Here is a 22,271-nt window from a genome sequence, read left to right as displayed (position 1 = left end):
ATGCGGATCATCATAACGCTTTTGGTGCTGATATGTGGCCTGCCTTTTGCTGCAGCTGCCGCTTTTCACACAGCCAATACAGACGATGAAAAACAATGTCCTGCCCTCCAAGTGGATGGCAAGGCAGGGCGTAATATCATTCTTATTCCGGGGCTGATTTCATCCCCTAAAGTGTGGGACGGATTGGTCGCAGGATTAAAGGATGATTATCGCCTGCACCGCTTTGCTGAAACCCCTGCACAGGATAGATAGCATCAACCAACAAAACACCGACAATAATGTACGAAGGCGTTATGTCCTACAATTACGTTAAACTGGACGCGCAAATGTTTGTTGCTGATATTCGGCAGAAAAAAGGCGCTCCATTGCTGCCATCCTTTGTCGGACCATAGTCGACTTCCAGCTAGGCAAGATAATGGAGCGCTCCGTCAGTTTATAACTGGCTTAGTTATCGCCAGTCATATTGTCGAGATTATTACCCTTTTTTCCGTCCGGATTGGTACGCAAATGGTCTTTCGCACCATTTCTAGGCCGTACTGAACGAGCATTTGAAATCTGACCTTTGTCAGCCATTTTCATAGCAGTATCCAAAGGTGTATAGCTCTTGTTACCGCTCAGTTTTACATGAGTAATGTTGCCATCTGAATTGGCTTTTGCATCTATTACTTCTTTAGTCATATTTACTCCAAAGGGATGCCTTGAAGGTTGACCGCAACCAATCACGAGCGTAGTACTCAATAGTGATCACGACCCGCCTCCAACGCGGGTTACAAAACCGGCCCAGCGATCTGAACCATCGCTGGGCCAATTCTTTTGGTAAACGGAATCCAACTCTGAGTCGAGTGTGTTCCCCAATTGTTCTGTGGGTTATTTCCCGCACAGAGACTGACTCCATTATATAGCGCAGCCTATCAGGCTCTAACCAATAAGCGCCTGGTCGAGGTGGAAGATAGCTATCATTTCATTATGGATGATCAGCCAGCAAAACTTTTGTCCGCCGTTAAAGGCGCTTTGGCGGTACAGGAACCAACACAATAAGGATGATTACTGGCTAAGCTGCTCTTGCAAGGTGCGTGAAAATCTGTGAGCGTGATAAAAAGATCGGGAAGCAGGGTGATGAGCACAAAACGCAGCTGTCTAATAATCGGTGCAGGGGACGATACGGGCAGTGCGATTGCGCGCGCCTTTGCGGCGAAGGGATATATTGTCTGTGTCGCACGGCGGCCGCGCCATGCTGATGCGCTTGACGATTTGGTTGCGGATATTGCGGCGCGCGGCGGTGAAGCTGTGGCGTGCCCTGTGGATGCACGCGATGAAGAGGCGATGACAGCATTATTTGCGCGCATTGAGCAGGATATTGCCCCGCTATCTGTGGTGGTGTTCAATATCGGCGCCAATGTGCGTTTTGGCATTCGCGAAACCACGGCGCGGGTCTATCGCAAAGTGTGGGAAATGGCCGCCTTTGCGGGCTTTTTAACCGGGCGTGAGGCAGCAAAATATATGGTGCCGCGCGGTGCGGGTACGGTCATTTTTACCGGAGCAACGGCCAGTGTGCGGGGCGGCAATGGCTTCTCTGCTTTTGCCAGTGCGAAATTTGCATTGCGGGCATTGGCGCAGAGCATGGCGCGTGAACTGGGGCCGCACGGCATTCATGTTGCGCATGTGGTGGTGGACGGCATGATCGATTCCAACTTTATCCGCGATAATGTGCCCGGGGTTGATGCGATGCGCGATCAGGATGCGATTTTGTCACCCGATGCCATTGCCGCCAATTATGTGATGCTGCATGAACAGCCGCGATCAGCATGGACGCATGAATTGGACCTGCGGCCATGGAAAGAAAATTGGTGAGGAGACACAATAATGACCAGCGAACAGCCCAAAGCCGTGGATTTCATCTTCGATTTTGCCAGCCCCAATGCCTATTTGGTGCACCGCGCCTTGCCAGCAATCAGCGCGCGTACGGGCATCAATTTTGATTATAAGCTGGCGCTGCTGGGCGGGATATTCAAATTAACGGGCAATCAGGCACCAATGATGGCCTTTGCCAATATTCCCAAAAAACTGGCCTATGAACAGCTGGAATTTGGCCGCTTTATCACAGCGCATAATATTACAGATTTCCAGATGAACCCGCATTTTCCCATCAATACAGTGATGTTGATGCGCGGCGCATTGGTGGCAGAGCAGCAAGGCCGGCTGATGGATTATATTGAGGCTGGCCTAGTCGCCATGTGGGAAAAAGGCATTAATATGGGCGATGCTGCGGCCTATATTGCAGCGATGAACGAGAGCGGCTTTGATGGCGCAGCGCTGGCCGCCGTCTATAATGATGCGGATATTAAGCAGGAGCTTATGGTGCGCACACAGGCGGCAGTTGATCGCGGGGCCTTTGGCATCCCGACATTTTTTGTTGGTGATGATATGTTCTTTGGCAAAGAGCGACTGCATCAGGTTGAGGCCGCAGCCCTGGCCTGACCATGGGTTGATAAGACGGCATAGTGGGTCAAAACGCTTCCTTAACCATTTTGTGCGAAGCCTTGCCCGTTATGGGAGACTATTCAATCCAGTTTCGCGAAGCCGATCGCTCGCGCAAGCAGTCAGTACGTATCGAGACTGTTGGCGACATGTTTATATTGTACAGCAATGAATGGCGCAGCGGGGCCTATAGCTTTGAGGATCTGGTTGCGACAGAGGATAAGGGCGCGACGCGCATCTTCAATATCTTTCAAGGTGAGCATCTGCGCAAGGGTTGGGAGATGAGCATTACAGGCGATATTCCAAACTATCTTGCGGCCTATCTGCCGAAGCTGAAAGTGCCGATGATCTCTCGCAGCGGGATGCTAGCCATAGCCTTTTTGTGTATAGCAATAGTCTATAACGCTGATAAGATTATATAAAGCGCGGCATGGCCCGCAATTCTTTCACAGTTTGCGGTCATGGCATTGCTTGTCAAACCGGCGGACGCAGCATATCAGCAGTGATATGGAAGAAAAACCAGCAGAATATCTTACGCGCCCCGATGGGCTGAAATTGGCATATCGTTTGCGATCAGCGAGCAAAGCAGCCAGTGAAAAGCCGTCTAGTGATAAACCAACCATTGTGTTTTTGCCTGGCTATATGTCCGACATGCAGGGCGGCAAGGCACAAGCCATAGATCGCTGGGCCGAGTCACAGGGTTTTGGCTGTTTGCGACTGGATTATGCTGGTTGCGGGGAGAGCGAAGGTGCGTTTGAAGATCAGACACTGATCAGCTGGCGCGATGATGTCTTGCTGCTCATCGATCAGTTGGTCAAAGGGCCGGTATTGTTGATTGGATCGTCAATGGGCGGCTGGCTAATGCTGTTGGTTGCCATGCAGCGAACCAAAAAAGTTACCGGCATTTTCGGCATCGCGGCTGCCCCGGACTTTACGCTTTGGGGCTTTTCGCAAGAGCAGAAATTGGAGATTTTGCGCGAAGGGAAATTGGTCGAGCATAGCGACTATGGCCCGGAGCCTTATATTACGACACGCGGTTTTTATCAGTCGGGAGAAGCCAACCGCTTGCTGCACGGGCCTATCGCAATCGACTGCCCTGCGCGGTTTGTGCATGGGCAGGAAGATGCGGATGTGCCATGGCAATATAGTCTTGAGACTGCCAAATTGCTGCGTTCAACTGATGTACAGACGCTGTTTGTCAAAGATGGCGACCATCGCCTGTCACGGCCGAAAGATATTGCCATTATCCTCACCACGCTGGCGGCGATGCTGAAATATAGTCTTTAGATCGGGCCATCCATGTTACGCATATTATTTCTCGGGGCTATAATCTCTGCTTTCATAACATCCAGCGCCCCCTCGCAGATACGCATACCCTTGGGCAGTGCGCCTTCCACTAAGGATGATGCACCGGTTCAGGGGCCATCACAAAAACCCGTTTTGGGCCCTGCTGATCCACGCGAAGCGCAATTTAATCAGTGTCTTGATACGGCAGTTGATGATCCGTTGGGCGGTGTCGATACGGCCAATAAATGGCTGACCGTTGGCGGTGGCTATTTTGCGCGCCACTGTCTGGCCTTTGCCTATTCACGGCAACAGCGTTGGCTCTTGTCCAGCGAAGCCTTTTCACAGGCAGCCGAAGAAGCGCGCAGCGCCAATGATGACCGCAGTGCCAATCTGTGGATACAGGCAGCCAATGCAGCGTTGGCGGGCAATCAGCCTTCAACTAGCCTGGCCCATGTCGACAGTGCCTTGGCAACCGGCATTTTGGAAGGGCAAGCGCTGGGTCTCGCGCACCTGGACCGTGCCCGTGCACTGGTCGCGCTGGAACAATTGCAAGCTGCACGTGAAGAATTTGTGCTGGTGCAGAAATATGCGCCGGATGATCCGCTCGGCTGGTTGCTCTCGGCAACGCTTGAACGGCGCCTCGGCAATTTGGAACGGGCATTGGCCGACATCAATGTGGCACTGGCGATTGTTGCTCAAGACCCCGATACGCTGCTGGAAGCAGGGGTCATCGCCGCTCTATCAAATGATTATGATAAGGCCCGCAGCTATTGGCAGACCATATCAGCCCAAAACCGCCCCAGCACAGCCAGACTGTCCGCACGGCAATATCTTAAACAATTGGATGAGGGTGAAAACAGTCCATCCACAAAGTGATAATAAGTATTTTACAAGTAAAATATTAGTTCACTATAGACTGCGATAATAGGTTGTGTAGTTTCTTCTATGAGAGGGAGAAATTTATGAAATGCCTTGATGATTTACTGTCGCGAAATACCAAGCCTAATATCGTTCAAAATTATAAGCAACCAGAGCGCAAACTATTGGCTGTTTTTATGGGCTTACTAGAGATAATACCTGAATATAGATCAGCTTTTTTACAAAGATGCGATTATGGGTCTGGGTTGACATGTTCTTATTATGGCATGATGGAACCCCGTTTTCATGGTTCTCATTTGCCGGAAGTGCGGCCAGATGGACTACTTACCTGCAAACGTGGTAATACAGAATGGGCGGCATTCATTGAGGCAAAATCAGGAACCAGTGATATTAGGCCGGAGCAAATCCATTCCTATGCCGAATTGGCAAAGGCGCTTGATATTGATACTTTGATATCAATCTCAAATGAGTTTGCGGTTCGTGCTGATGAGTTGCCTTACCATCTATCAGTTCGGCAGCGTAAGGGGCGGAGAATATATCATTTTTCTTGGGCGGAATTACGCACTTTTACAGAGATATTTTATGATCAAACGCCTGATTTAAATGATATTGCTCGTCAAATTATTCGCCAAAGCCTCAATTTCTTTTGGGATGAGAAATCCGGTATTCTTACGTATGATGCGATGCCAGTTGAATGGCCTGACTTTGTCGAATCTGCTTCTACATCTCTTGGCTTTTCAACAAAGACGCGAGGCATCACCGAGATTGTTCATGGTTGGCAACAGGAGCGCCGTGATCTTACAGCAAAGATAATATTCCAAAGCAAAAATCACGTAGAATTACGCCACATGGCCGGTGTCCGTGCTGATGCCGATGAAAGAGTCAAGTTTGATAGATCTGAGCTTGCAGAGAATTATAAATTGCACGCCAACTTTCTTTTTCCAGATAGCAAGTCCTGTCTTTATGCTCTCGCTGATCTAAAATCCTGCCAGATAAGTGCCGCAATGGAATTTACTGCGCCAAAAGGTAAGAAGGCGCGTGCTGTTATAACCTGGATGAACAAGTTGCTTTTAGACAATAGCCTTTCCGAGATGAAAGTTTCGTTCAACTGGAAGGGGCGCGGTAACGAAATAACCTTATCGGTAGAAGACTTCCTCAATGAGCCAGAGCTTGCTTTAAGCGCAGAAAAAGACGCTCCAAAAAACATTCGTTTCATATACGAAGTGCATAATGTGAGGCGGTTTAAGAGTCGCAAACTGTTCATTGAAGATTTAGAAAAGACTGTCCTAACCTTATCCCAATATTGTCAGCAGTTGGAACTGATCTGAATCACTCCAAATAGAAATTGACCGTGGTGACAACGCGGACCTTTTTATAGGGCGTATCGCTGCCATAGCCGCCATCACCGTCGCGTGCGTTGACGGAAAAATAGCCCTGTGTCGCGCTTTTTATACTGCCGACATCGGTGCCGCTATCATGTGCAAATTGTTCGGCAGATTTGCGTGCGTCTTTGGTTGCCTCGGCCACCATTTCGGGTTTGATATCGTTGAGCTTGGTGAAGGTAAAGCTGATCCCTGAACCACCTTCCAGCACGACCCCGCGCCTGACCAGATCAAATTGCTTGGCAACAGCGGCCTGCGCTTTTTCAATATCTTTGGTGCGCAATTGCAAACGCTGGCTGATGGTATAGCTTCGCTGCCCATAATCTCTTCGCGAGACATTGACGCCCGTTGGCTTCAAGGCATCGGCGGCAAAGCCCAATTCTGTGAAAAAGGCGCGAATGGCGTCGGTGTCGCGGTCAATATCATCTTGCGCCGATTTAAGATTTTGTGATTTTGCGGAATAGGCAATGGTCCATGTTGCCAGATCGGCGGTTACTTCGCGCTCTGCCAGACCGCGCACAGTCACAGAACGATCCGCTTCGCGTGCGCGCAATAAGCCATCGCCCAGCAAATAGCCGCCTGCGACTAAGCCCAGTGCAACTATAGAGGCACTGCCCCAAAAAAGGCTTCTTGTCGTTGGCGTCTGCACCATTACATTGTCATTATCTGGCATTGTGTCTTCCCTTTGCATTTCAAATGCCCACCTGATTATGGCATTATCTCAAAATGCGACCCGGGATTGTGATTATACTGGAGTCGATGAACCGTGCTTTAATAGCGACGAATGGAGTTTGAAAGAATGAGCAGCAGCGAAAATACAAGCTATCCGAAATATCTGCACAGCATGATCCGCGTGTCAGACCCTGATGCGACAGTCAATTTTTTCAAACTGATCGGCTTGGAAGAAGTGCGGCGCTTTGATGTAGAGGCTGGCCGATTCACGCTGATATTCATGGCAGCGCCGGGGCAGGCGGGCATAGCAGAGGTTGAGCTGACCTATAATTGGCCAGCAGAAGATGGAGCGCCGGCAGAAAAATATGATGGCGGTCGCAATTTCGGACATCTCGCTTATCGTGTAGAGAATATTTATGACACCTGCCAACGTCTTATGGACGCAGGTGTAACCATAAACCGGCCGCCGCGTGATGGCCATATGGCCTTTGTTCGCTCGCCAGACGGTATCTCTATTGAGTTATTGCAGGATGGGAATCTGGACCCGCAGGAACCATGGGCCAGTATGGAAAATGCCGGCGAATGGTGATCGCTTTGCAGTTAGATTCGCCGGGTCAAAAGCAAAATATACAGCATTGTGGGTGGAGTGCCGTTCATAAGGTGGCAAGGTAGAATAGTATAAATTATAATATCGGTATAAGGAACTATTCTATGGCCAAATTTTCTGTTTCATCACCAAAACTCGCCACCGTAATTGCTCCAGCCATTTTGGTCCTTGCAGGCACCACGCCATTATGGGCTTTTGCAACATCCTCAAATGAAGGCGTTGCTATTGAAGAGGATGGTGCCGCGCAGAATGTTGCTGGTATTTCTGTTGATGGACTGAAGAAAAAAGAAATCAAAACCCTCAATCGCTATTTGGCAAATCGTGAAGCTGGTGATGCTCGCCAATGTATTCGCTTACGCCAAGTGCGCCGCACAGCAACAGTGGGCGATGACATATTGATCTATGAAATGCGTGGCGGCGACATTCTGGTCAACCGTACGCGCAGCGGTTGCAATGCCGTTGGCGGCAATGCGATTATCAATAGTACGCCGGATGATCGCATCTGCAATGGACAAATATTCGAGGTGCGCGACCCATTGGCTAACATACCGTTAGGCAGCTGCGCATTTGGTGAGTTTGTCCAATATGACAAAGTTGGCAGCGAAAACGCAGATTAATCGCTGCCCATTGTTTTACCGGAATTAAAATGCAGCAACAAAATTGGATAGGGCTGTGCCAATATCATCAACGGCATAGCCCCCTTCCATAATGATAGCTGTTGGCAGTTTTAGCGCAGCAATCATTGCCCCCATCTTGCCAAAATCATCTGTGGTCAATGCCAGTTGTGAGATCGGGTCGCTGCTTAGCGTGTCCGCCCCAAAGGATATCAGCAACATATCCGGCTGCGCAGCCTGAACCAGATTGACGGCAGACCGCAATACCGATTGATAAGCGCTCCAGTCCGTTCCGCGTGGGAGCGGGAAGTTGTGATTATGGCCTAAGCCAGCACCTTCACCCATTTCGTCACCATGGCCCCAGAAAAAGGGAAAATCGGTTCGTGGGTCTGCGTGTAGTGAGATAAAATCTACATCGTCACGGGCATAGAAGATATCCTGCGTGCCATTGCCGTGATGATAATCAACATCCAAGATGACGACTTTTTCTGCGCCTTGGCTCAAAGCATGTTGCGTAGCGATGGCGACATTGTTGAGATAGCAATAGCCGCCCAGATAATTGGCACCTGCATGATGACCTGGGGGACGGCAAAGCGCTAATGCGGCACGGATATCGTCTTGTCCCAACGCATCAACAGCCGCCAGCGCAGTCTGCGCATTGGCATAGGCGCTGCCCCATGTTTCCTGCGCAATGGGCGTTGCTGCATCAAAGCTATATTGGCCGATATCACCATCAATACGGTTCAGCTTAAGCGGTCTGCGCCCGACTACTGGCCATGCATAACCGGTTACATCGCCATCGCGCCCGGCTGCTTTCCATCGGTCATAAGCGCTTTGCAGAAATGCCAGATAGTCATCATCATGCACAGCGCGAATGGGGGCCATGCCATAATTATGCGGCATTTGCGGCGTGAAGCCCTTAGCTTCCAACGCGGATATTAACGCATCAACCCGCCCAACATGTTCGGCATAAGGTACAAAGCCGCCATTGTGTAATTCCGTCGGTGGATTATGCGCGCGCTGTGCAGGGTCAAAGAATATCGGCATTGCCATTGCGGGTTATTGCACCACCAGATCGGCGGGCAGTGTCGGTTCGCTCAAAATAGTTTTCATCCGCGCCCATTTTGTTGCGTCATCCGGATTGCCGGCTTCAACAAATTTGGCAACCATTTCCAGGCCCAGACCATAGTTGATGACATAGGTGCGATAGGTGTCGAGAAAGCGAATAGATTGTTCAGCCGATTTGCGATCTCTAAAACCATAGCGCATGGTCAGCCTGATCGCTTCTTCACGGTCAATTTCCTTATCAATATAAGCACGGGCAATGGCAAAACGCTGCCCAGACAATCCGCTCAGCGCCTCTGCAATGTCAGGCGCCATATCCGGCCCGTCTTTAATGCTGATACCCGCCAAGGGCGCCAATACGCTTTCTTCATATGCGGCTTGTTGACCGTTAGGAAAGGCGAGCTGGATGCCATAATTGGCACTGCCCTCGGCAATAACGCTTTGCGGGCTGTATAAGGGGTAAATCTGATATTCGACCCAGCCACGGTCTTTAGACAGATTTTTTTCGAGCAGCATGTTAAATACATGGTGACCGGGATAGCCTTCATGACAGCCCAGATCGACCGCGCGGCCAATGGCTATGGGCAGATCGGTGTTAATCTCAATCTTGCTGTTAAAATCGCCCTGATAATAATTATAACCGCTCCATGGCTTATCGTTGACAAAGCGCATGGTGAAGCGTTCATTATCCGGCAGGTCAATATATTGCAAAGTGCGGCGGCGGCATTCGGCAATGGCCGCATCAAAAACCGGTTGCAATTTTTCTTTGGGCAATATGGTTGCGGGCGCGAACAATTTGGTGATGCGACCGGTTAATGACCCCTCACCGGGCACCCGCTCTTCCAAAATCTTATACGCCGCTTCCAGATCGGCTAATGGTTTGATATCCGGCACAACGCCGAACAGGCCCAGTGCTTCCTCACGAAAGGTCAGCGTTTCTCCTTGCAGCATTAGCAAACGTGTGCGCGCCGCTGTTAACTGGCCCTGCAAATAGGCGCGGCGCTTTTTCTCTAAACGGTCGAGCTTGCTTTCGTCGATAAGATCAAGCCGCTCCTCCAACGCAATAACCGCATTGGCCAGATCAATAAGGCCGCGCGGATTAGCCTGAGCTGCAGTTTTCCATTCAGCGGGGCCATAATAGGCGTCAATATACCCCTCTTCCTTGGTGCCGATTTCCAGTGATAGTTTCACATAATCTTCGGCGATTGCGTTCATCTGTTGCTGCACTGACAGGCCAACGGCGTCATTGGCTGACTGTTCAGGCTGAACAGCATTTTGCGCAGCGGGTTCAAGCGGCGTCGTTTGGCAAGATGCCAACATGATCGCCGCGCCACAAACAGCTGAAAAGCGCAAGGCCAGGCGGTTAAACTGGCGGGTAGATAGGCCTATCATCTGCATATTCATTATCCCTTGGCAGAATGCGCATGTTGCGCCTTTATGGATATTCTGTTTAGGCCGCTTTTGCCTCTGTGACTATCCCTGCGGTGCCCTACTCTTCTTCTGCCTTATGCAGTTGTTTCTGAGGGGCGAAGCGCAGGATGAAGTAACCGACTAAAGCTGACAATATTGAGCCCATCAAAATACCGATCTTTGCTTCATCGCGCAGCAATTGCGCCTCCACCATTTTGCCGGGAAAGGCCAGCTCGCCAATAAACAGGCTCATGGTAAAACCAATGCCGCACAAAATGCTGACAGCATAGATTTGCAACCATGTTGCGCCGGTCATGCGGGTTGCAAAACCGGCCTTAACGCACAGCCATATGCTGCCGAAAATGCCGATTTGCTTGCCGATAAACAGACCCGCAGCAATGCCCAGCGGCAAAGGCGCGAAAATTTCGCTCGCGCTCATCTCACCAATATGCACACCCGCATTGGCAAAGCCGAAAATGGGGATGATGAAATAGGCGCTCCATGGCGTGATCGCATGCTCTAATATGTGCAAAGGCGATTCCGCGCTATCCGGTGCGCCGGGGGTTTTGGTGATGGGAATGGTCAGCGCGGCCAGCACACCGGCAATTGTGGCGTGCACACCCGACATCAACACCAGATACCATAATATCAAAGAGAATATCAGATAGACGGGAATGCTTTTGACGCCGGATTTGTTAAGGCCATACATAATCGCCAGCACGACCGCAGCGCCCATAAGAAATGTTGTTTTCAGGCCCGCCGTATAAACCAGCGCAATGATCGCCACTGCGCCCATATCATCGACAATCGCGACCGTAACCAGAAACAATTTAAGCGATGCCGGCGCACGCTTGCCCAGCAATGCCAGCACACCAATGGCAAAGGCAATATCAGTCGCCGCAGGAATAGCCCAACCGTTGGTCAGATTAGGGCCGGGCGTGCCTGATGTAATGCCCAGATAGACAATGGCGGGGAAAACCATACCGCAAATCGCAGCAATAACCGGCATGCGGCGGTCTTCCCATGTTGCCAAACGGCCATCGATAAATTCGCGTTTTATTTCCAAACCAACCAGAAAGAAGAAAATCGCCATCAGCCCGTCATTAATCCATAGATGCGGGGTCATGGGGCCTAGCTTTGCCGTTAAAACGGGGCCTTTAATATCGTGCAGATAATGGTGGTAAACATCATAAAGCGGCGAATTGGCAATAACCATCGCCAGCGCCGCCGCCACCATCAGCAAAATGCCGCCTGCCGCTTCGCTCTCAAGAAAGTTGCGAAGTGCCGAATTCGTCCCGCGACGTTCAATTTTCATGTGATCGGGGGCGGACATAATTTCTCCTTTGGCCGGTTAAACTCTGCATATGGGCTCTGAAAGACAAATGGCCAGCCCTAATATACAGCCAGCCGCGCCTGAATGATTTTATTATTAACTTCCCATTTGTCCAGTAGCATGGCGCACTTCCTTTGCAAGCCGCCAATGGCGAGGAATATATAGGCTCTCAGCACCGGGACGTGTGAGTAGATTTGCGTATACCAAAAAAATCCCGCTTTGCTTTTGCGTAACGCGTAAATTTGCAATATGCTAAAGTAATAGCAAATGATCGAGGCCTTTAAATGGGTGATATATTTTCATTTATAGATTTTTGGGTCCGCGAATTCAGTTTTTTCGCTGCATTTTGGCTTTGCCTTGGTGCTATTGATGATGTTTTTGTAGATTTTTTATGGCTACGCTTTCTGTCGGGTAAATCCAGAAAGCTACAATACAGGCTATCCTCTAAAGAGATTAGAACTGAATATTATAAACAGACTAAACATAGCCGCTTTGCCGTCATGATTCCCGTCTGGCAGGAATCTGCAGTCATTTTGAACACTTTGCAGAATATTACCAATATATGGGACTGTTCTATGCTGCGCATCTATGTGGGCTGTTATCCCAATGATGCAGAGACGGTTAGGGCAGCCATGCAGGCAGGTACTGATCCAAGAGTGCGTATTGTGATGAACCCGCTCGACGGGCCAACGACAAAGGCCCAATGCTTGAACCGACTATGGCAAGCGATGTGCGATGATGAAATGCTCTACGATGCCGGTTTTGACGCCATTATTTTACACGATGCAGAGGATATGGTGCATCCTGATGCGCTGCAGGTTTTTGCGGACCATTTGCGCTCCCATCAGACCGTTCAATTGCCGGTATTGCCCATGCCTTATCCGGGGTCGGCATTTATTTCGGGCCATTATTGTGATGAATTCGCCGAAGCGCACGGCAAATTTATGCCTGTCAGGCAGATGTTGGGCGCATCCTTGCCATTGGCTGGAGTGGGTTGCGCGATTGACAGGCAATGCCTGGAAAATCTGGTGCAGCGTCAGGACAGTGGATTATCAGGTCCGTTTTCAGAACAGAGCCTTACCGAAGATTATGAACTGGGTATCCGCCTTCATAATGCCGGTGCCAAAGGATATTTTGCGACCCAATATGCCGCGGATGGAGAGCTTATCGCAACACGGGCATATTTCCCGCATGATCTTAGCGCTGCGGTCCGCCAAAAAAGTCGTTGGACGGCGGGCATCGCGCTGAGCGGGTGGGATCGTCTTGGCTGGCAGGGGCAAGTCTCTCAATCGCGCAAAAACTATAGCCATTGGGCCGAGTATTGGATGAGGATCCGCGATCGCCGGTCGATGCTGGGCGCTGTTGTGCTGCTTGCTGCATATATGGCATTGGCGGGCGGCATTGTATTGAGCCTTGCACAAAATGCGGGGTGGTATGATGTTGGTCCTTATTCTTCTTCCCTGATCACACTTTTGATAATAAATGCCGTATTCCTTCTCTGGCGGCTAGCTATGCGCTGTTACTTCACTTATCGCCATTACGGTATTTTTCAGGCATTTTTGGCTGTGCCGCGTATGATGATATCCAATATTATCAGCATAATGGCAGCGCGCAGGGCTGTATTTTCCTATTGCCGCTTGCTGGCTGGTCGCCCAGTATTTTGGGACAAAACGCGGCATATGCTGCCAACGCCTGAAGATGATGAAGGCTTTGCAATACAAAATTTGCGGTGGAGTTTATGGCGCTAATGTCAGACTTCTCCTCCTACTCCTCTTCTCAGCCAAACTGTCCTTATGCTCTGACGGATGAGCCTGCAACGGGCCGTGCCTTGCGTTTCCTGTTGGTTCTGTTGTTGCTCTGGATAGGAGGGCGCGCCATCGCCAATGGTGTATTGGACGGTGATGCCCCCAAAACCCCGGCGCAGCAACTATGGGAAGAGATTGATCTCACTGTCTCATCACCTGCCCGTACAGATGATAACGCCAATTTGGTGGCGCAGTACCAAGCTACACCCTCACCGATAAAGACGGTGAGCCATGCCGTGTTTGATAATGTACAAAAAGTGTCTCAGCGTCAGCGGTTATTTGCAGGTGCTGCCTTGTCTCCTGATATATTGGCAGGCCATCAATTGCTGCTATGGGGCCGTAGTACTGGAGGTTTTTCGTCAGATAGAACAGTGCGCGCATTGGTAGCAGATAGCATGTTGGCGCAGGATTTTAGGCCTGGCGCTGGTGTAAGACGTGCAAAGCCGGGACGCGGCAATATAGCTAAACGTGATATCTGGGCGCTGGATAGCTGGGTGTTTTGGCGTGCTGATAATGCAGCGTTTGGACAGCAAACAATAGGTGGTAGAGCGCAATATGGTGGCAGTCAGGCTGGAGCAATTGCCCGTTACTATCCTTGGGCAAGCAGCGGAGCGCCATTACTATTCTTGCGCAGCACGGCTTCTTTATCTGGCCCTAACCAGACCGAATTGGCATTGGGTGCAGCGATAAGGCCGTCACGCAAAATTCCGCTCCAACTGATCGCGGAACAAAGAGTGACGGTAAATGGTGCTGGTAGCAATCAACCTGCTGCCTATATCGTCAGCGATATTCCACCCCAGAAACTGGCGGGCAATGTGCGCGCCACGGCATATGGCCAAGCCGGTATTGTTGGCCTCAAGGACAGCGCCTATTTTTTCGATGTGCAACTGGTCGCAGAAAAACCGGTGGTGCAGAACGGACAGCGTGAAATTGCGGTTGGCGCAGGGCTTTGGTCTGGCGGACAAGGGCCATTATCTTCTGACGCAGAGAACAGAATCGCGCGTGTTCATCGCTTGGACATCGGACCCAGAGTGTCAACACGCCTTCCTATAGCAGGACAGCAAACCCAAATCGCGCTGGATTGGCGCCAGCGTGTTGCTGGAAATGCGGCCCCTGGCTCGGGCGCAGCGCTGACAGTTTCGACGCGTTTCTGATCATTTGCTTGGTACAACCTGCCAGATCGCGGCTAATGGTATAATTTCTTTTGTTAAACCGGATTAACCCTTCCGATAGCGGGTTAAAAGGATTAACCCATAGACATGGACGTGTACCTTCCCATTGCCAATTTGCCGGTCAATGCACTGGTGATCATCATGCTGGGGCTAGGCGTCGGTGTGCTGTCTGGCCTGTTTGGCGTGGGCGGCGGCTTTCTAACAACACCATTGCTGATATTTTACGGTATTCCGCCCACAGTTGCTGCGGCATCTGCATCAACACAGGTTACAGGGGCCAGCGTCTCCGGTGTCATCGCACATAGCCGTCGGCGGTCGGTGGATTATCATATGGGCGGGGTGCTCGCCATTGGCGGGCTGCTGGGTACATTAGTTGGGGCAGGCATGTTCCGCTTGCTGGAAAGTCTCGGTCAGATCGATGTTGTGATCAATATGATCTACGTCTTGATGCTGGCCAGTATTGGTGGGCTCATGGCGCGGGAAAGTCTGCAAAGCATCAACGCACGGCGCACTGGCAAAAGGCTGGTTATTCGCAAAAGGCGGCATCATCCATTGGTTGCTGCATTGCCGCTGCGCTGGCGCTTTTATCGGTCAGGGCTGTATATTTCCCCGCTAGCGCCCCTCATATTGGGTGTGTTGACGGGTATGTTGACTATGCTTTTGGGCGTTGGGGGCGGTTTTGTCATGGTTCCTGCCATGCTCTATCTTTTGGGAATGGGCGCGCAGGTTGTGGTGGGCACGTCTCTATTCCAGATATTGTTCGTGACCATAGCCGCGACTTTGGTGCATTCCATGACCACCAAAGCTGTTGATATTGTGCTGGCGGTCTTATTGCTATTTGGCAGTGTGATCGGCGCGCAGCTTGGTGCGCGTCTCGGCCAGCGTCTGCCACCTGATTATTTGCGGTTGGTTCTGGCTGCCATGGTTTTGACAGTAGCATTTTTGCTGGCTCTGGGTCTTGGTTGGCAGCCTGATGAAATTTATTCGGTGACGCAGCTATGACGGGTAAGCGCATATCTTGGTGGCGCGGATTATTCCTGCTGTGTTTGGCGGCGGCTTCCTTTGCTGGCCCCATATTTTCTCCTGCCAAAGCCCAAAGCGAACCGGTTCTGGTACCAGATGTCTCGCAGCGTACAGTTAAGCTGCAATATGGCTTTTCAGGTGAGGAGCTTTTGCTATTCGGCGCGATTGCCTATCCTGATGGCCGCAGCAGGGGCGACGATATTGATATTGTCGTTATCTTGCGCGGTCCGCCACAGTCTATTGTCGTACGCGAAAAACGCCAAATTGCCGGAATATGGCTTAATGCTGACAGTACCGAATTTCGTTCGGCCCCTGCCTTTTACGCCATTGCTGCATCACGCCCGCTTGAAGATATTGTCGATGAGCGCACGGCCTTGATTTATGAATTTGGATTGGCAAATCTCCAATTATCGCCAGCCAGCGCGATTGACTTGGATGAGCAAGAGCGATTTACCGATGGTCTGGTCGATCTGAAGCGTCGAAACGCCTTATATTTCCAGCGTGAAAACGGTGTCTCGATTGAAAAGGGCCTATTATATACAGCACGCTTGCAAATTCCGCCCAATGTTAGCGAAGGGCAATATATTGCAGAGACTTTTCTTGTGCAGGATGGCCGCGTCCTGGCCGCAGAATCGCGTGAGATAGAAATAGAAAAGCAAGGCTTTGAAAGGTTGGTTGCTGTTGCTGCCGACAAAGCGAGCTTCGTCTATGGGCTGATTGCGGTGTTTATTTCTATTGTATTTGGGCTGGGTGCAGGGTTGCTCTTCCAACGCAATTAAGGTGTTTGCTTTATTGCTGGGCGCCAGCTTTTCTCTTTAATATCCGGCCTGACCGTTTTTGATTATCTGATAAGCTATTTGTTTACCATATTTGGCTAGGCTTTCCGTTCATTAGACAACAGGGCCTTAATATGAACGATATCAGCCACAAGAGTTTCAATACCATGTCAACACCGCAACCGATGAGCGATGAAGGCGTTGCCGCCGCTATTTCGGCCGATCCGCTTAAAAAAATGGCGCCGATGAATATTGGAGAAATTATTGAAATTTCCGGTGCTGGTAGTCAGATTTTGGTAGATGCACAGCGCCTTAACGAACTGTCGCAAGACAGCGACCCTAGTGTGGCAATGGCGGGCCAGGTGGGCAGTCAGGTCAAAGTAAAGCTCGGCAATCGTTGGCTTTTGGCCAGTGTGCGCACGCAGCGTATGGATATGAATCATAAAGGCCTGATCGTGGCACAGATTGATTTTCTGGGTGAAGGTGAAGAGGAAAAACTAACCGGCAAGATTTATAATTTCCGACGCGGTGTGACGCGCTATCCGGTTCCAGGCTCGGCAGTCTATGCAACAACAAGCGCTGATCTGAAGCAGATTTATGCCTCTGATGGCCGTGCCAATATTCAAATCGGTAAAGTATATCCGACCAATGATATTCGCGGCGCGCTTTATGTTGATGCGATGCTGGGCAAGCACTTTGCTCTTCTCGGATCGACCGGTACAGGTAAATCGACCTCGGCTGCGCTGATCCTGCACCGCATCTGCGATCTGGCACCAGAAGGCCATATCGTCATGGTTGATCCGCATGGTGAATATTCCGCCGCGTTTAAAACCAATGGTGCGCTTTATGATGTCAACAATTTGGCTCTACCTTATTGGATGATGAATTTTGAAGAACATTGTGAAGTCTTCCTGACCTCTGAAGGACAGGACCGGACGACCGATGCTGATATTCTTTCGCGGTGTCTTTTGGCTGCACGCTCAAAAAACAGGTTGGCGCAGTCCATTAAGAAATTGACGGTTGATTCGCCTATCCCGTATCTTATGTCCGACCTTCTTGCGCAGATTCAGGATGCCATGGGTAAGCTGGATAAGTCAAACAGCAATGCGCCCTTTATGCGATTAAAAGGCAAGATTGAAGAGATTAAGGCAGATCCGCGCTATGGCTTCATGTTTTCCGGCATGCTGGTTGGCGATACTATGGCGGACTTTATCTCGAAAATTTTCCGTCTGCCCAGTGAAGGCAAGCCGATTTCGATTATCGATGTTTCCGGCATTCCTTCCGATATTACATCGACCGTGGTTGCTGTGCTTTCACGACTGGTTTTCGATTATGCCATTTGGAGCCGCAATGAACCGCAACGCCCCGTCCTGCTGGTTTGTGAAGAGGCGCACCGCTATATTCCGTCAAGCGAACATGAGCATAGTGTGGTTCGCGATGTTCTGTCGCGGATCGCCAAAGAGGGCCGGAAATATGGCGTTTCTTTGGGCCTGATTACACAGCGCCCATCGGATTTGGCTGAGGGTGTTTTGTCGCAATGCGGTACAATCATCTCCATGCGTTTGAACAACGATCGCGACCAAGCCTTTGTTCGCGCCGCTATGCCCGAGGGTGCAAGGGGTTTTCTGGATGCTATTCCGGCATTGCGGAACCGTGAATGTATTGTCTGCGGCGAGGGTGTATCCATCCCTATTCGTGTGTCTTTTGATGATCTGGAGGCCAAGCGTCGCCCAGCATCGGATGACCCTAGCTTCACCGAATTGTGGAATGAAACAGGCGGCGAAGACCAGATTCTGGAACGCGTTGTTGACCGTTGGAGAAATCAGGGCCGTTAAGAGGTATTGGGGTGTTGCCACGCTATCACTTCGCTACTTGAGCGCGGGTTCTAAAACACCCACGAACCCAAACAAGGGTTCGCAAGCGCGACCGCGCGCCGGCCCTTAGGCCGTATCTCCAAAAAACTAAGTCCCGCGGCTGTCGCCGAAAAGGTAAATATGCTGGCGGTTGCTATAGGCCAGACCATGGGCAATGCATGCATCGACCAACCATTTGGAGCGCTGGGTCAATATATCAGCGTCCACGCCTTCTGGCATAAGATAGATGCGATGCCCAGCTATGGCATATCTGCGCTGTATGGCCAGCACCTCTTCCACATCATCTGGCGTAGCGATAACAAATTTGAAAAAAGCCCTTCTATCTGCGGCATAAAAGGCCAATTGTTCAGGAATTAACGCCAGCTCAGAAGCGTTGCCGCTATGCGCCAGCTTGGGGCTGACATTAAATTGGTCAAGCCGAATATCCAGTCGCGGGGGCACTGGCACTGTGCCATTTGTCTCTATCTCAAATGCCATGTCTGGCACGAGGTCAGAAAGCTGCTCCACCAGATCGGCCAGCGGTGGGGCCTGCAACAATGGCTCGCCGCCGGTAATGACCAAGCGTTTTTGGCCAAGCTTGGCGATACGCGCGGCAATATCGGCTACTTCCAATGTTATCTGATTGGCCTTGCGATCAAAAACCTCACCATCGCGATGTGCAGTGTCATCACCGCTATATTGGCTATCAAAATGCCAGGTATAGGCCGTGTCACACCATGTGCAGGCAAGGTTACAGCGCGAAAGGCGCACAAAGGCGACTGCCTGCCCCATGCTCGCGCCTTCGCCTTGAATGGACGCGAAAATCTCCGGCTGGCCGGGTGTTGTGGTCGCCAGAGTAAGCCGCGCCATTAGCCGAGCCGCGCCAATGCCGCTGTCAGTCGCTCCGCCTCTGCCGATTTCTCTGCCAAATCAGCGCGCGCCTTGTCCACGGCCTCTGGCTTGGCACGTTCAACAAAATTGGCGTTGGACAAGCGCCCTTCCAGCGATTTTGCTTCTTTGCTTGCAGCCTCCAATGCTTTGGTCAGGCGGGCTTTTTCTGCCTCAATATCAATCAGTCCATCGAGCGGGATGATGAATATATCATCACCAGCGCTGATCTGGATCGCTGGGCCATCAGGCGCATCAGCAAAGTGCACCGGCGTTATGCGCGCCAGCCGCTCAATCGCTGCTGCGCTGCGTTCCACGGTCGCCTTGGCAATGGGTGATGGCGCAGGGCACCATGCCGCCAGTTTTTCACCCGGTGATATGCCCAGCTCGTTTTTCGCGGCACGTACCGATGTGGTCAGATCAATCACCCAGTCAATCGCCGCTATCGCACGGGGCTGTAATTCTGCCTCAGGCTGCGGCCATTGTGCCGTGATAATGGGATAATCCTCGCGCTCGCCCAATTGCTGCCATAGCTCCTCGGTGATGAAGGGCATGAACGGATGGAGCATGACCAATATTTGATCGAGTGCCCAACCTGCAACCTCGATAGTTTCTTGACGGGCTGGATTGACATCTTCGCTCGCAAATACCGGCTTAATCAACTCCAGATACCAATCGCAAAAGCGGCTCCAGGTGAATTGATAGATGGTATCGGCGGCCAGATCGAAACGCAGATCGGCCAGTGCCTTGTCCATGGCTTTCACTGTCTCGGCCACTTCGCCAATAATCCATTGGTTGGCCGCTAGCTTGGCCGGCGGCGCAGATATGCTGGCGCTGGCGCTGATGCCGTTAGATTGGCAATAGCGGGCCGCATTCCACAATTTGGTGGCAAAGTTGCGATAGCCGGTGACGCGGCTTTCATCCATTTTGATGTCGCGCCCCTGGCTTTCCATCGCCGCCATGAAGAAGCGCAGCGCATCAGCACCATATTCGTCAATCAGACCCAGCGGATCGACCGTATTGCCCTTGGATTTCGACATTTTGCTGCCATCCGCAGCGCGGACCAGACCATGCAGATAAAGCCGCTTCCACGGCACTTCACCCATAAATTCTATCCCCTGCATCGCCATACGTGCATCCCAGAAAAAGAGGATATCAAAGCCGGAAATCAGCAGATCATTAGGGTAATGACGGGCAAGGTCCGTGCCGGGTTTGGGAACCCACTTTTCGTCATCCTGAACTTGTTTCAGGATCTCTTCAGAATTTCCCCTGCCACTAGACTCCGAAACAAGTTCGGAATGACGATTATCTATCAGATCATCCGGCCAGCCAATAGTGGCGAAGGGCCAAAGTGCGGAGGAAAACCATGTATCGAGGACGTCAGGGTCCTGCGTGAGAGTCACTGTGTCATTTGTTGCTCGACAAAAATTCCGCGTGTAATCGAACTTAATTTCGTATTTATTGCCGTAGAACTCGCGAGCCTGTCGGAGTGCGTCTTGCTCATCCAACGCCACAAAAGCCTTGTTCTTCGAGCTACTGGTTTCCGAAATCGAGTGATCCGCTTGAACTTGTTCATCCATGTAGGACACCAGTCGACCGGACTCGTCACGGGCAGGCCCATACCAAACCGGTATCCGATGCCCCCACCATAGCTGTCTGCTCACACACCAGGGCTGGATATTCTCCATCCAGTTGAACCAGGTTTTTTCCCAAGTTTTGGGGACGATTTCTATATCGCCATCGCGTACGGCTTTGATTGCAGGCTGCGCCAATGTTTCAGCATCGACATACCATTGATCGGTCAGCCATGGTTCAATCACTACGCCGCCGCGATCGCCATAGGGTGTGGCGATGGTGCGGGGTTCGGCATCGAGAATGACCTCTTCGCCCTTTTTGGTTGTGGTGATGTGTGGAATCAACAGTCCGTCATCTTTCAAACGCTGCACCACCAGCTCTCGCGCACCGTCCACGCCATCGCGTTTGAAGCGGTGCAGGCCGATAAATTCCTCGGGTACTAGCCAGTCAGCAGTCTGGCAGACATTGGCGTCTCCATCGAGCATATTGAGCATGTCGGCAGGGGCAAAGCCTGCGCGTTTGCCGACATCAAAATCGTTAAAATCATGCCCGGGCGTGATCTTCACTGCGCCGCTGCCCAATTCAGGGTCGGCATGTTCATCCGCCACAATCGGCACGCGGCGGCCTGTGATCGGCAGCAGCACATGCTTGCCCACAACACTGGCATAGCGTTCATCATCAGGGTGCACCGCCACGGCCATGTCGGCCAACATGGTTTCGGGCCGTGTGGTGGCAACCTCAATATAGTCGCGGCCATCAGCCAGCGTGACGGCGTTTCCGTTTTCATCGGCAGCCAATGGATATTTGAAATGCCAGAAATGGCCTTTGACGTCAGTCGTTTCGACTTCAAGATCGCTGATCGCGGTTTTTAATGCCGGGTCCCAATTGACCAGTCTTTTGTCGCGGTAGATCAGGCCTTTATTATACAGATCGACAAAGACTTTGACGACTGCGCGGGTAAAGCCTTCATCCATGGTGAAGCGTTCATTTGACCAGTCCATGGAACAGCCAAGGCGCCGCAATTGCTGCGTGATGGTGCCGCCGCTTTCCTCTTTCCAGGCCCAGACCTTTTTGATGAAATCATCGCGGCTATAATCGGTCCGCTTCTCGCCCTGTTCATTGAGCTGGCGTTCAACCACCATTTGCGTGGCGATGCCGGCATGGTCAGTGCCCACCACCCAAAGTGCATCCTTGCCGCGCAGCCGTTCATAGCGGATAATGATATCCTGCAACGTGTTGTCGAGCGCATGGCCGATATGCAATTTGCCGGTTACATTGGGCGGCGGATTGACGATGGTGAAAGGCTCACAATCATCACGCTCAGGCCGGAACAGGCCTTTCTCCTCCCAATGGGCGTACCAACGGGCTTCAATGGCGGCAGGGTCGAAATTCTTATCAAGGTGTTTGCTCTGGGTCATAACTTTCCCTCTGCCAGCCTGACTTATCAGAGGC

21 protein-coding genes are annotated in these 22,271 nt (G+C 51.3%); 14 read left to right on the top strand and 7 right to left on the bottom strand.

Annotated features, from left to right (window positions below; genetic code table 11):
- On the top strand, window positions 1-252 hold the full coding sequence (locus ACR9YC_RS13055; RefSeq protein ID WP_438728353.1) for a hypothetical protein: 252 nt from the start codon (window positions 1-3) through the stop codon (window positions 250-252).
- 192 nt (window positions 253-444) lie between these two features.
- On the opposite strand, the gene ACR9YC_RS13050 is transcribed toward ACR9YC_RS13055, so the two are convergent.
- Window positions 445-678 carry a DUF3892 domain-containing protein gene (locus ACR9YC_RS13050; protein WP_438728351.1) on the bottom strand — a complete coding sequence of 78 codons (234 nt, stop codon included), beginning with the start codon at window positions 676-678 and terminating at the stop codon, window positions 445-447.
- A gap of 438 nt (window positions 679-1,116) precedes the next feature.
- Here ACR9YC_RS13050 and ACR9YC_RS13045 point away from each other — a divergent pair, with 438 nt between their 5' ends.
- The 6 genes from ACR9YC_RS13045 to ACR9YC_RS13020 all read left to right on the top strand — a co-directional run bounded on the left by ACR9YC_RS13045 (window position 1,117) and on the right by ACR9YC_RS13020 (window position 5,972).
- Window positions 1,117-1,851 carry an SDR family oxidoreductase gene (locus tag ACR9YC_RS13045; protein ID WP_438728349.1) on the top strand — a complete coding sequence of 245 codons (735 nt, stop codon included), beginning with the start codon at window positions 1,117-1,119 and terminating at the stop codon, window positions 1,849-1,851.
- A gap of 12 nt (window positions 1,852-1,863) precedes the next feature.
- On the top strand, window positions 1,864-2,478 hold the full coding sequence (locus tag ACR9YC_RS13040; protein ID WP_438728347.1) for a 2-hydroxychromene-2-carboxylate isomerase: 615 nt from the start codon (window positions 1,864-1,866) through the stop codon (window positions 2,476-2,478).
- 71 nt (window positions 2,479-2,549) lie between these two features.
- On the top strand, window positions 2,550-2,900 hold the full coding sequence (locus ACR9YC_RS13035; RefSeq protein WP_438728345.1) for a hypothetical protein: 351 nt from the start codon (window positions 2,550-2,552) through the stop codon (window positions 2,898-2,900).
- Window positions 2,901-2,985: 85 nt separating this feature from the next.
- Window positions 2,986-3,765, top strand: coding sequence for an alpha/beta hydrolase (locus ACR9YC_RS13030; protein ID WP_438728343.1), 780 nt, complete (start codon window positions 2,986-2,988; stop codon window positions 3,763-3,765).
- Window positions 3,766-3,855: 90 nt separating this feature from the next.
- Window positions 3,856-4,641, top strand: coding sequence for a hypothetical protein (locus tag ACR9YC_RS13025; RefSeq protein WP_438728341.1), 786 nt, complete (start codon window positions 3,856-3,858; stop codon window positions 4,639-4,641).
- A gap of 86 nt (window positions 4,642-4,727) precedes the next feature.
- Window positions 4,728-5,972, top strand: a complete 1,245-nt coding sequence (locus ACR9YC_RS13020; protein WP_438728339.1) for a hypothetical protein — start codon at window positions 4,728-4,730, stop codon at window positions 5,970-5,972.
- A gap of 1 nt (window position 5,973) precedes the next feature.
- Here the strand turns inward: ACR9YC_RS13020 and ACR9YC_RS13015 are convergent, their stop codons facing one another.
- Complete coding sequence (locus ACR9YC_RS13015; RefSeq protein ID WP_438728337.1) at window positions 5,974-6,699, bottom strand: SIMPL domain-containing protein; 726 nt, start codon at window positions 6,697-6,699, stop codon at window positions 5,974-5,976.
- Window positions 6,700-6,825: 126 nt separating this feature from the next.
- Here ACR9YC_RS13015 and ACR9YC_RS13010 point away from each other — a divergent pair, with 126 nt between their 5' ends.
- Both ACR9YC_RS13010 and ACR9YC_RS13005 read left to right on the top strand, forming a co-directional pair.
- Window positions 6,826-7,287, top strand: a complete 462-nt coding sequence (locus ACR9YC_RS13010) for a VOC family protein (protein WP_438728335.1) — start codon at window positions 6,826-6,828, stop codon at window positions 7,285-7,287.
- A gap of 122 nt (window positions 7,288-7,409) precedes the next feature.
- Window positions 7,410-7,922 (top strand): hypothetical protein, encoded by a 513-nt coding sequence (locus ACR9YC_RS13005; RefSeq protein ID WP_438728333.1) that lies wholly within the window; start codon window positions 7,410-7,412, stop codon window positions 7,920-7,922.
- Window positions 7,923-7,946: 24 nt separating this feature from the next.
- Here the strand turns inward: ACR9YC_RS13005 and ACR9YC_RS13000 are convergent, their stop codons facing one another.
- The 3 genes from ACR9YC_RS13000 to nhaA form a co-directional block, all read right to left on the bottom strand.
- The gene (locus ACR9YC_RS13000) at window positions 7,947-8,972 is read right to left on the bottom strand and encodes a histone deacetylase family protein (protein ID WP_438728331.1); all 1,026 of its coding nucleotides are present in this window, start codon (window positions 8,970-8,972) and stop codon (window positions 7,947-7,949) included.
- A gap of 6 nt (window positions 8,973-8,978) precedes the next feature.
- On the bottom strand, window positions 8,979-10,382 hold the full coding sequence (locus ACR9YC_RS12995; protein ID WP_438728329.1) for a hypothetical protein: 1,404 nt from the start codon (window positions 10,380-10,382) through the stop codon (window positions 8,979-8,981).
- 91 nt (window positions 10,383-10,473) lie between these two features.
- Complete coding sequence (nhaA, locus tag ACR9YC_RS12990; protein WP_438728327.1) at window positions 10,474-11,727, bottom strand: Na+/H+ antiporter NhaA; 1,254 nt, start codon at window positions 11,725-11,727, stop codon at window positions 10,474-10,476.
- A 284-nt stretch (window positions 11,728-12,011) separates the two neighbouring features.
- Between nhaA and ACR9YC_RS12985 the strand changes: the two genes are divergently transcribed.
- The 5 genes from ACR9YC_RS12985 to ACR9YC_RS12965 all read left to right on the top strand — a co-directional run bounded on the left by ACR9YC_RS12985 (window position 12,012) and on the right by ACR9YC_RS12965 (window position 18,338).
- The gene (locus ACR9YC_RS12985) at window positions 12,012-13,475 is read left to right on the top strand and encodes a glycosyl transferase family protein (protein ID WP_438728325.1); all 1,464 of its coding nucleotides are present in this window, start codon (window positions 12,012-12,014) and stop codon (window positions 13,473-13,475) included.
- Window positions 13,466-14,686 (top strand): hypothetical protein, encoded by a 1,221-nt coding sequence (locus tag ACR9YC_RS12980; RefSeq protein ID WP_438728323.1) that lies wholly within the window; start codon window positions 13,466-13,468, stop codon window positions 14,684-14,686. Before ACR9YC_RS12985 ends, ACR9YC_RS12980 begins: the two co-directional genes overlap by 10 nt.
- Before the next feature lie 105 nt (window positions 14,687-14,791).
- Window positions 14,792-15,706 carry a sulfite exporter TauE/SafE family protein gene (locus tag ACR9YC_RS12975; RefSeq protein WP_438728321.1) on the top strand — a complete coding sequence of 305 codons (915 nt, stop codon included), beginning with the start codon at window positions 14,792-14,794 and terminating at the stop codon, window positions 15,704-15,706.
- Entirely contained in the window at window positions 15,703-16,506 is an 804-nt protein-coding gene (locus tag ACR9YC_RS12970; protein ID WP_438728319.1) for a TIGR02186 family protein, read from the top strand. The genes ACR9YC_RS12975 and ACR9YC_RS12970 overlap by 4 nt, the downstream gene beginning before the upstream one ends.
- Before the next feature lie 233 nt (window positions 16,507-16,739).
- Window positions 16,740-18,338 carry an ATP-binding protein gene (locus ACR9YC_RS12965; protein WP_438731846.1) on the top strand — a complete coding sequence of 533 codons (1,599 nt, stop codon included), beginning with the start codon at window positions 16,740-16,742 and terminating at the stop codon, window positions 18,336-18,338.
- A gap of 126 nt (window positions 18,339-18,464) precedes the next feature.
- On the opposite strand, the gene ACR9YC_RS12960 is transcribed toward ACR9YC_RS12965, so the two are convergent.
- Complete coding sequence (locus tag ACR9YC_RS12960) at window positions 18,465-19,226, bottom strand: 7-carboxy-7-deazaguanine synthase QueE (RefSeq protein ID WP_438728317.1); 762 nt, start codon at window positions 19,224-19,226, stop codon at window positions 18,465-18,467.
- A complete protein-coding gene (locus ACR9YC_RS12955; protein ID WP_438728314.1) occupies window positions 19,226-22,237 on the bottom strand; it encodes a valine--tRNA ligase in 3,012 nt (1,003 codons plus the stop codon). Before ACR9YC_RS12955 ends, ACR9YC_RS12960 begins: the two co-directional genes overlap by 1 nt.
- Window positions 22,238-22,271: the final 34 nt, after the last annotated feature.

It is taken from the genome of Parasphingorhabdus sp. DH2-15 (assembly GCF_051668705.1).
GTDB lineage: Bacteria > Pseudomonadota > Alphaproteobacteria > Sphingomonadales > Sphingomonadaceae > Alterisphingorhabdus.
The sequence above is the reverse complement of the archived record's forward strand: the minus strand, read 5'-3'. Positions and strand labels throughout refer to the sequence as shown.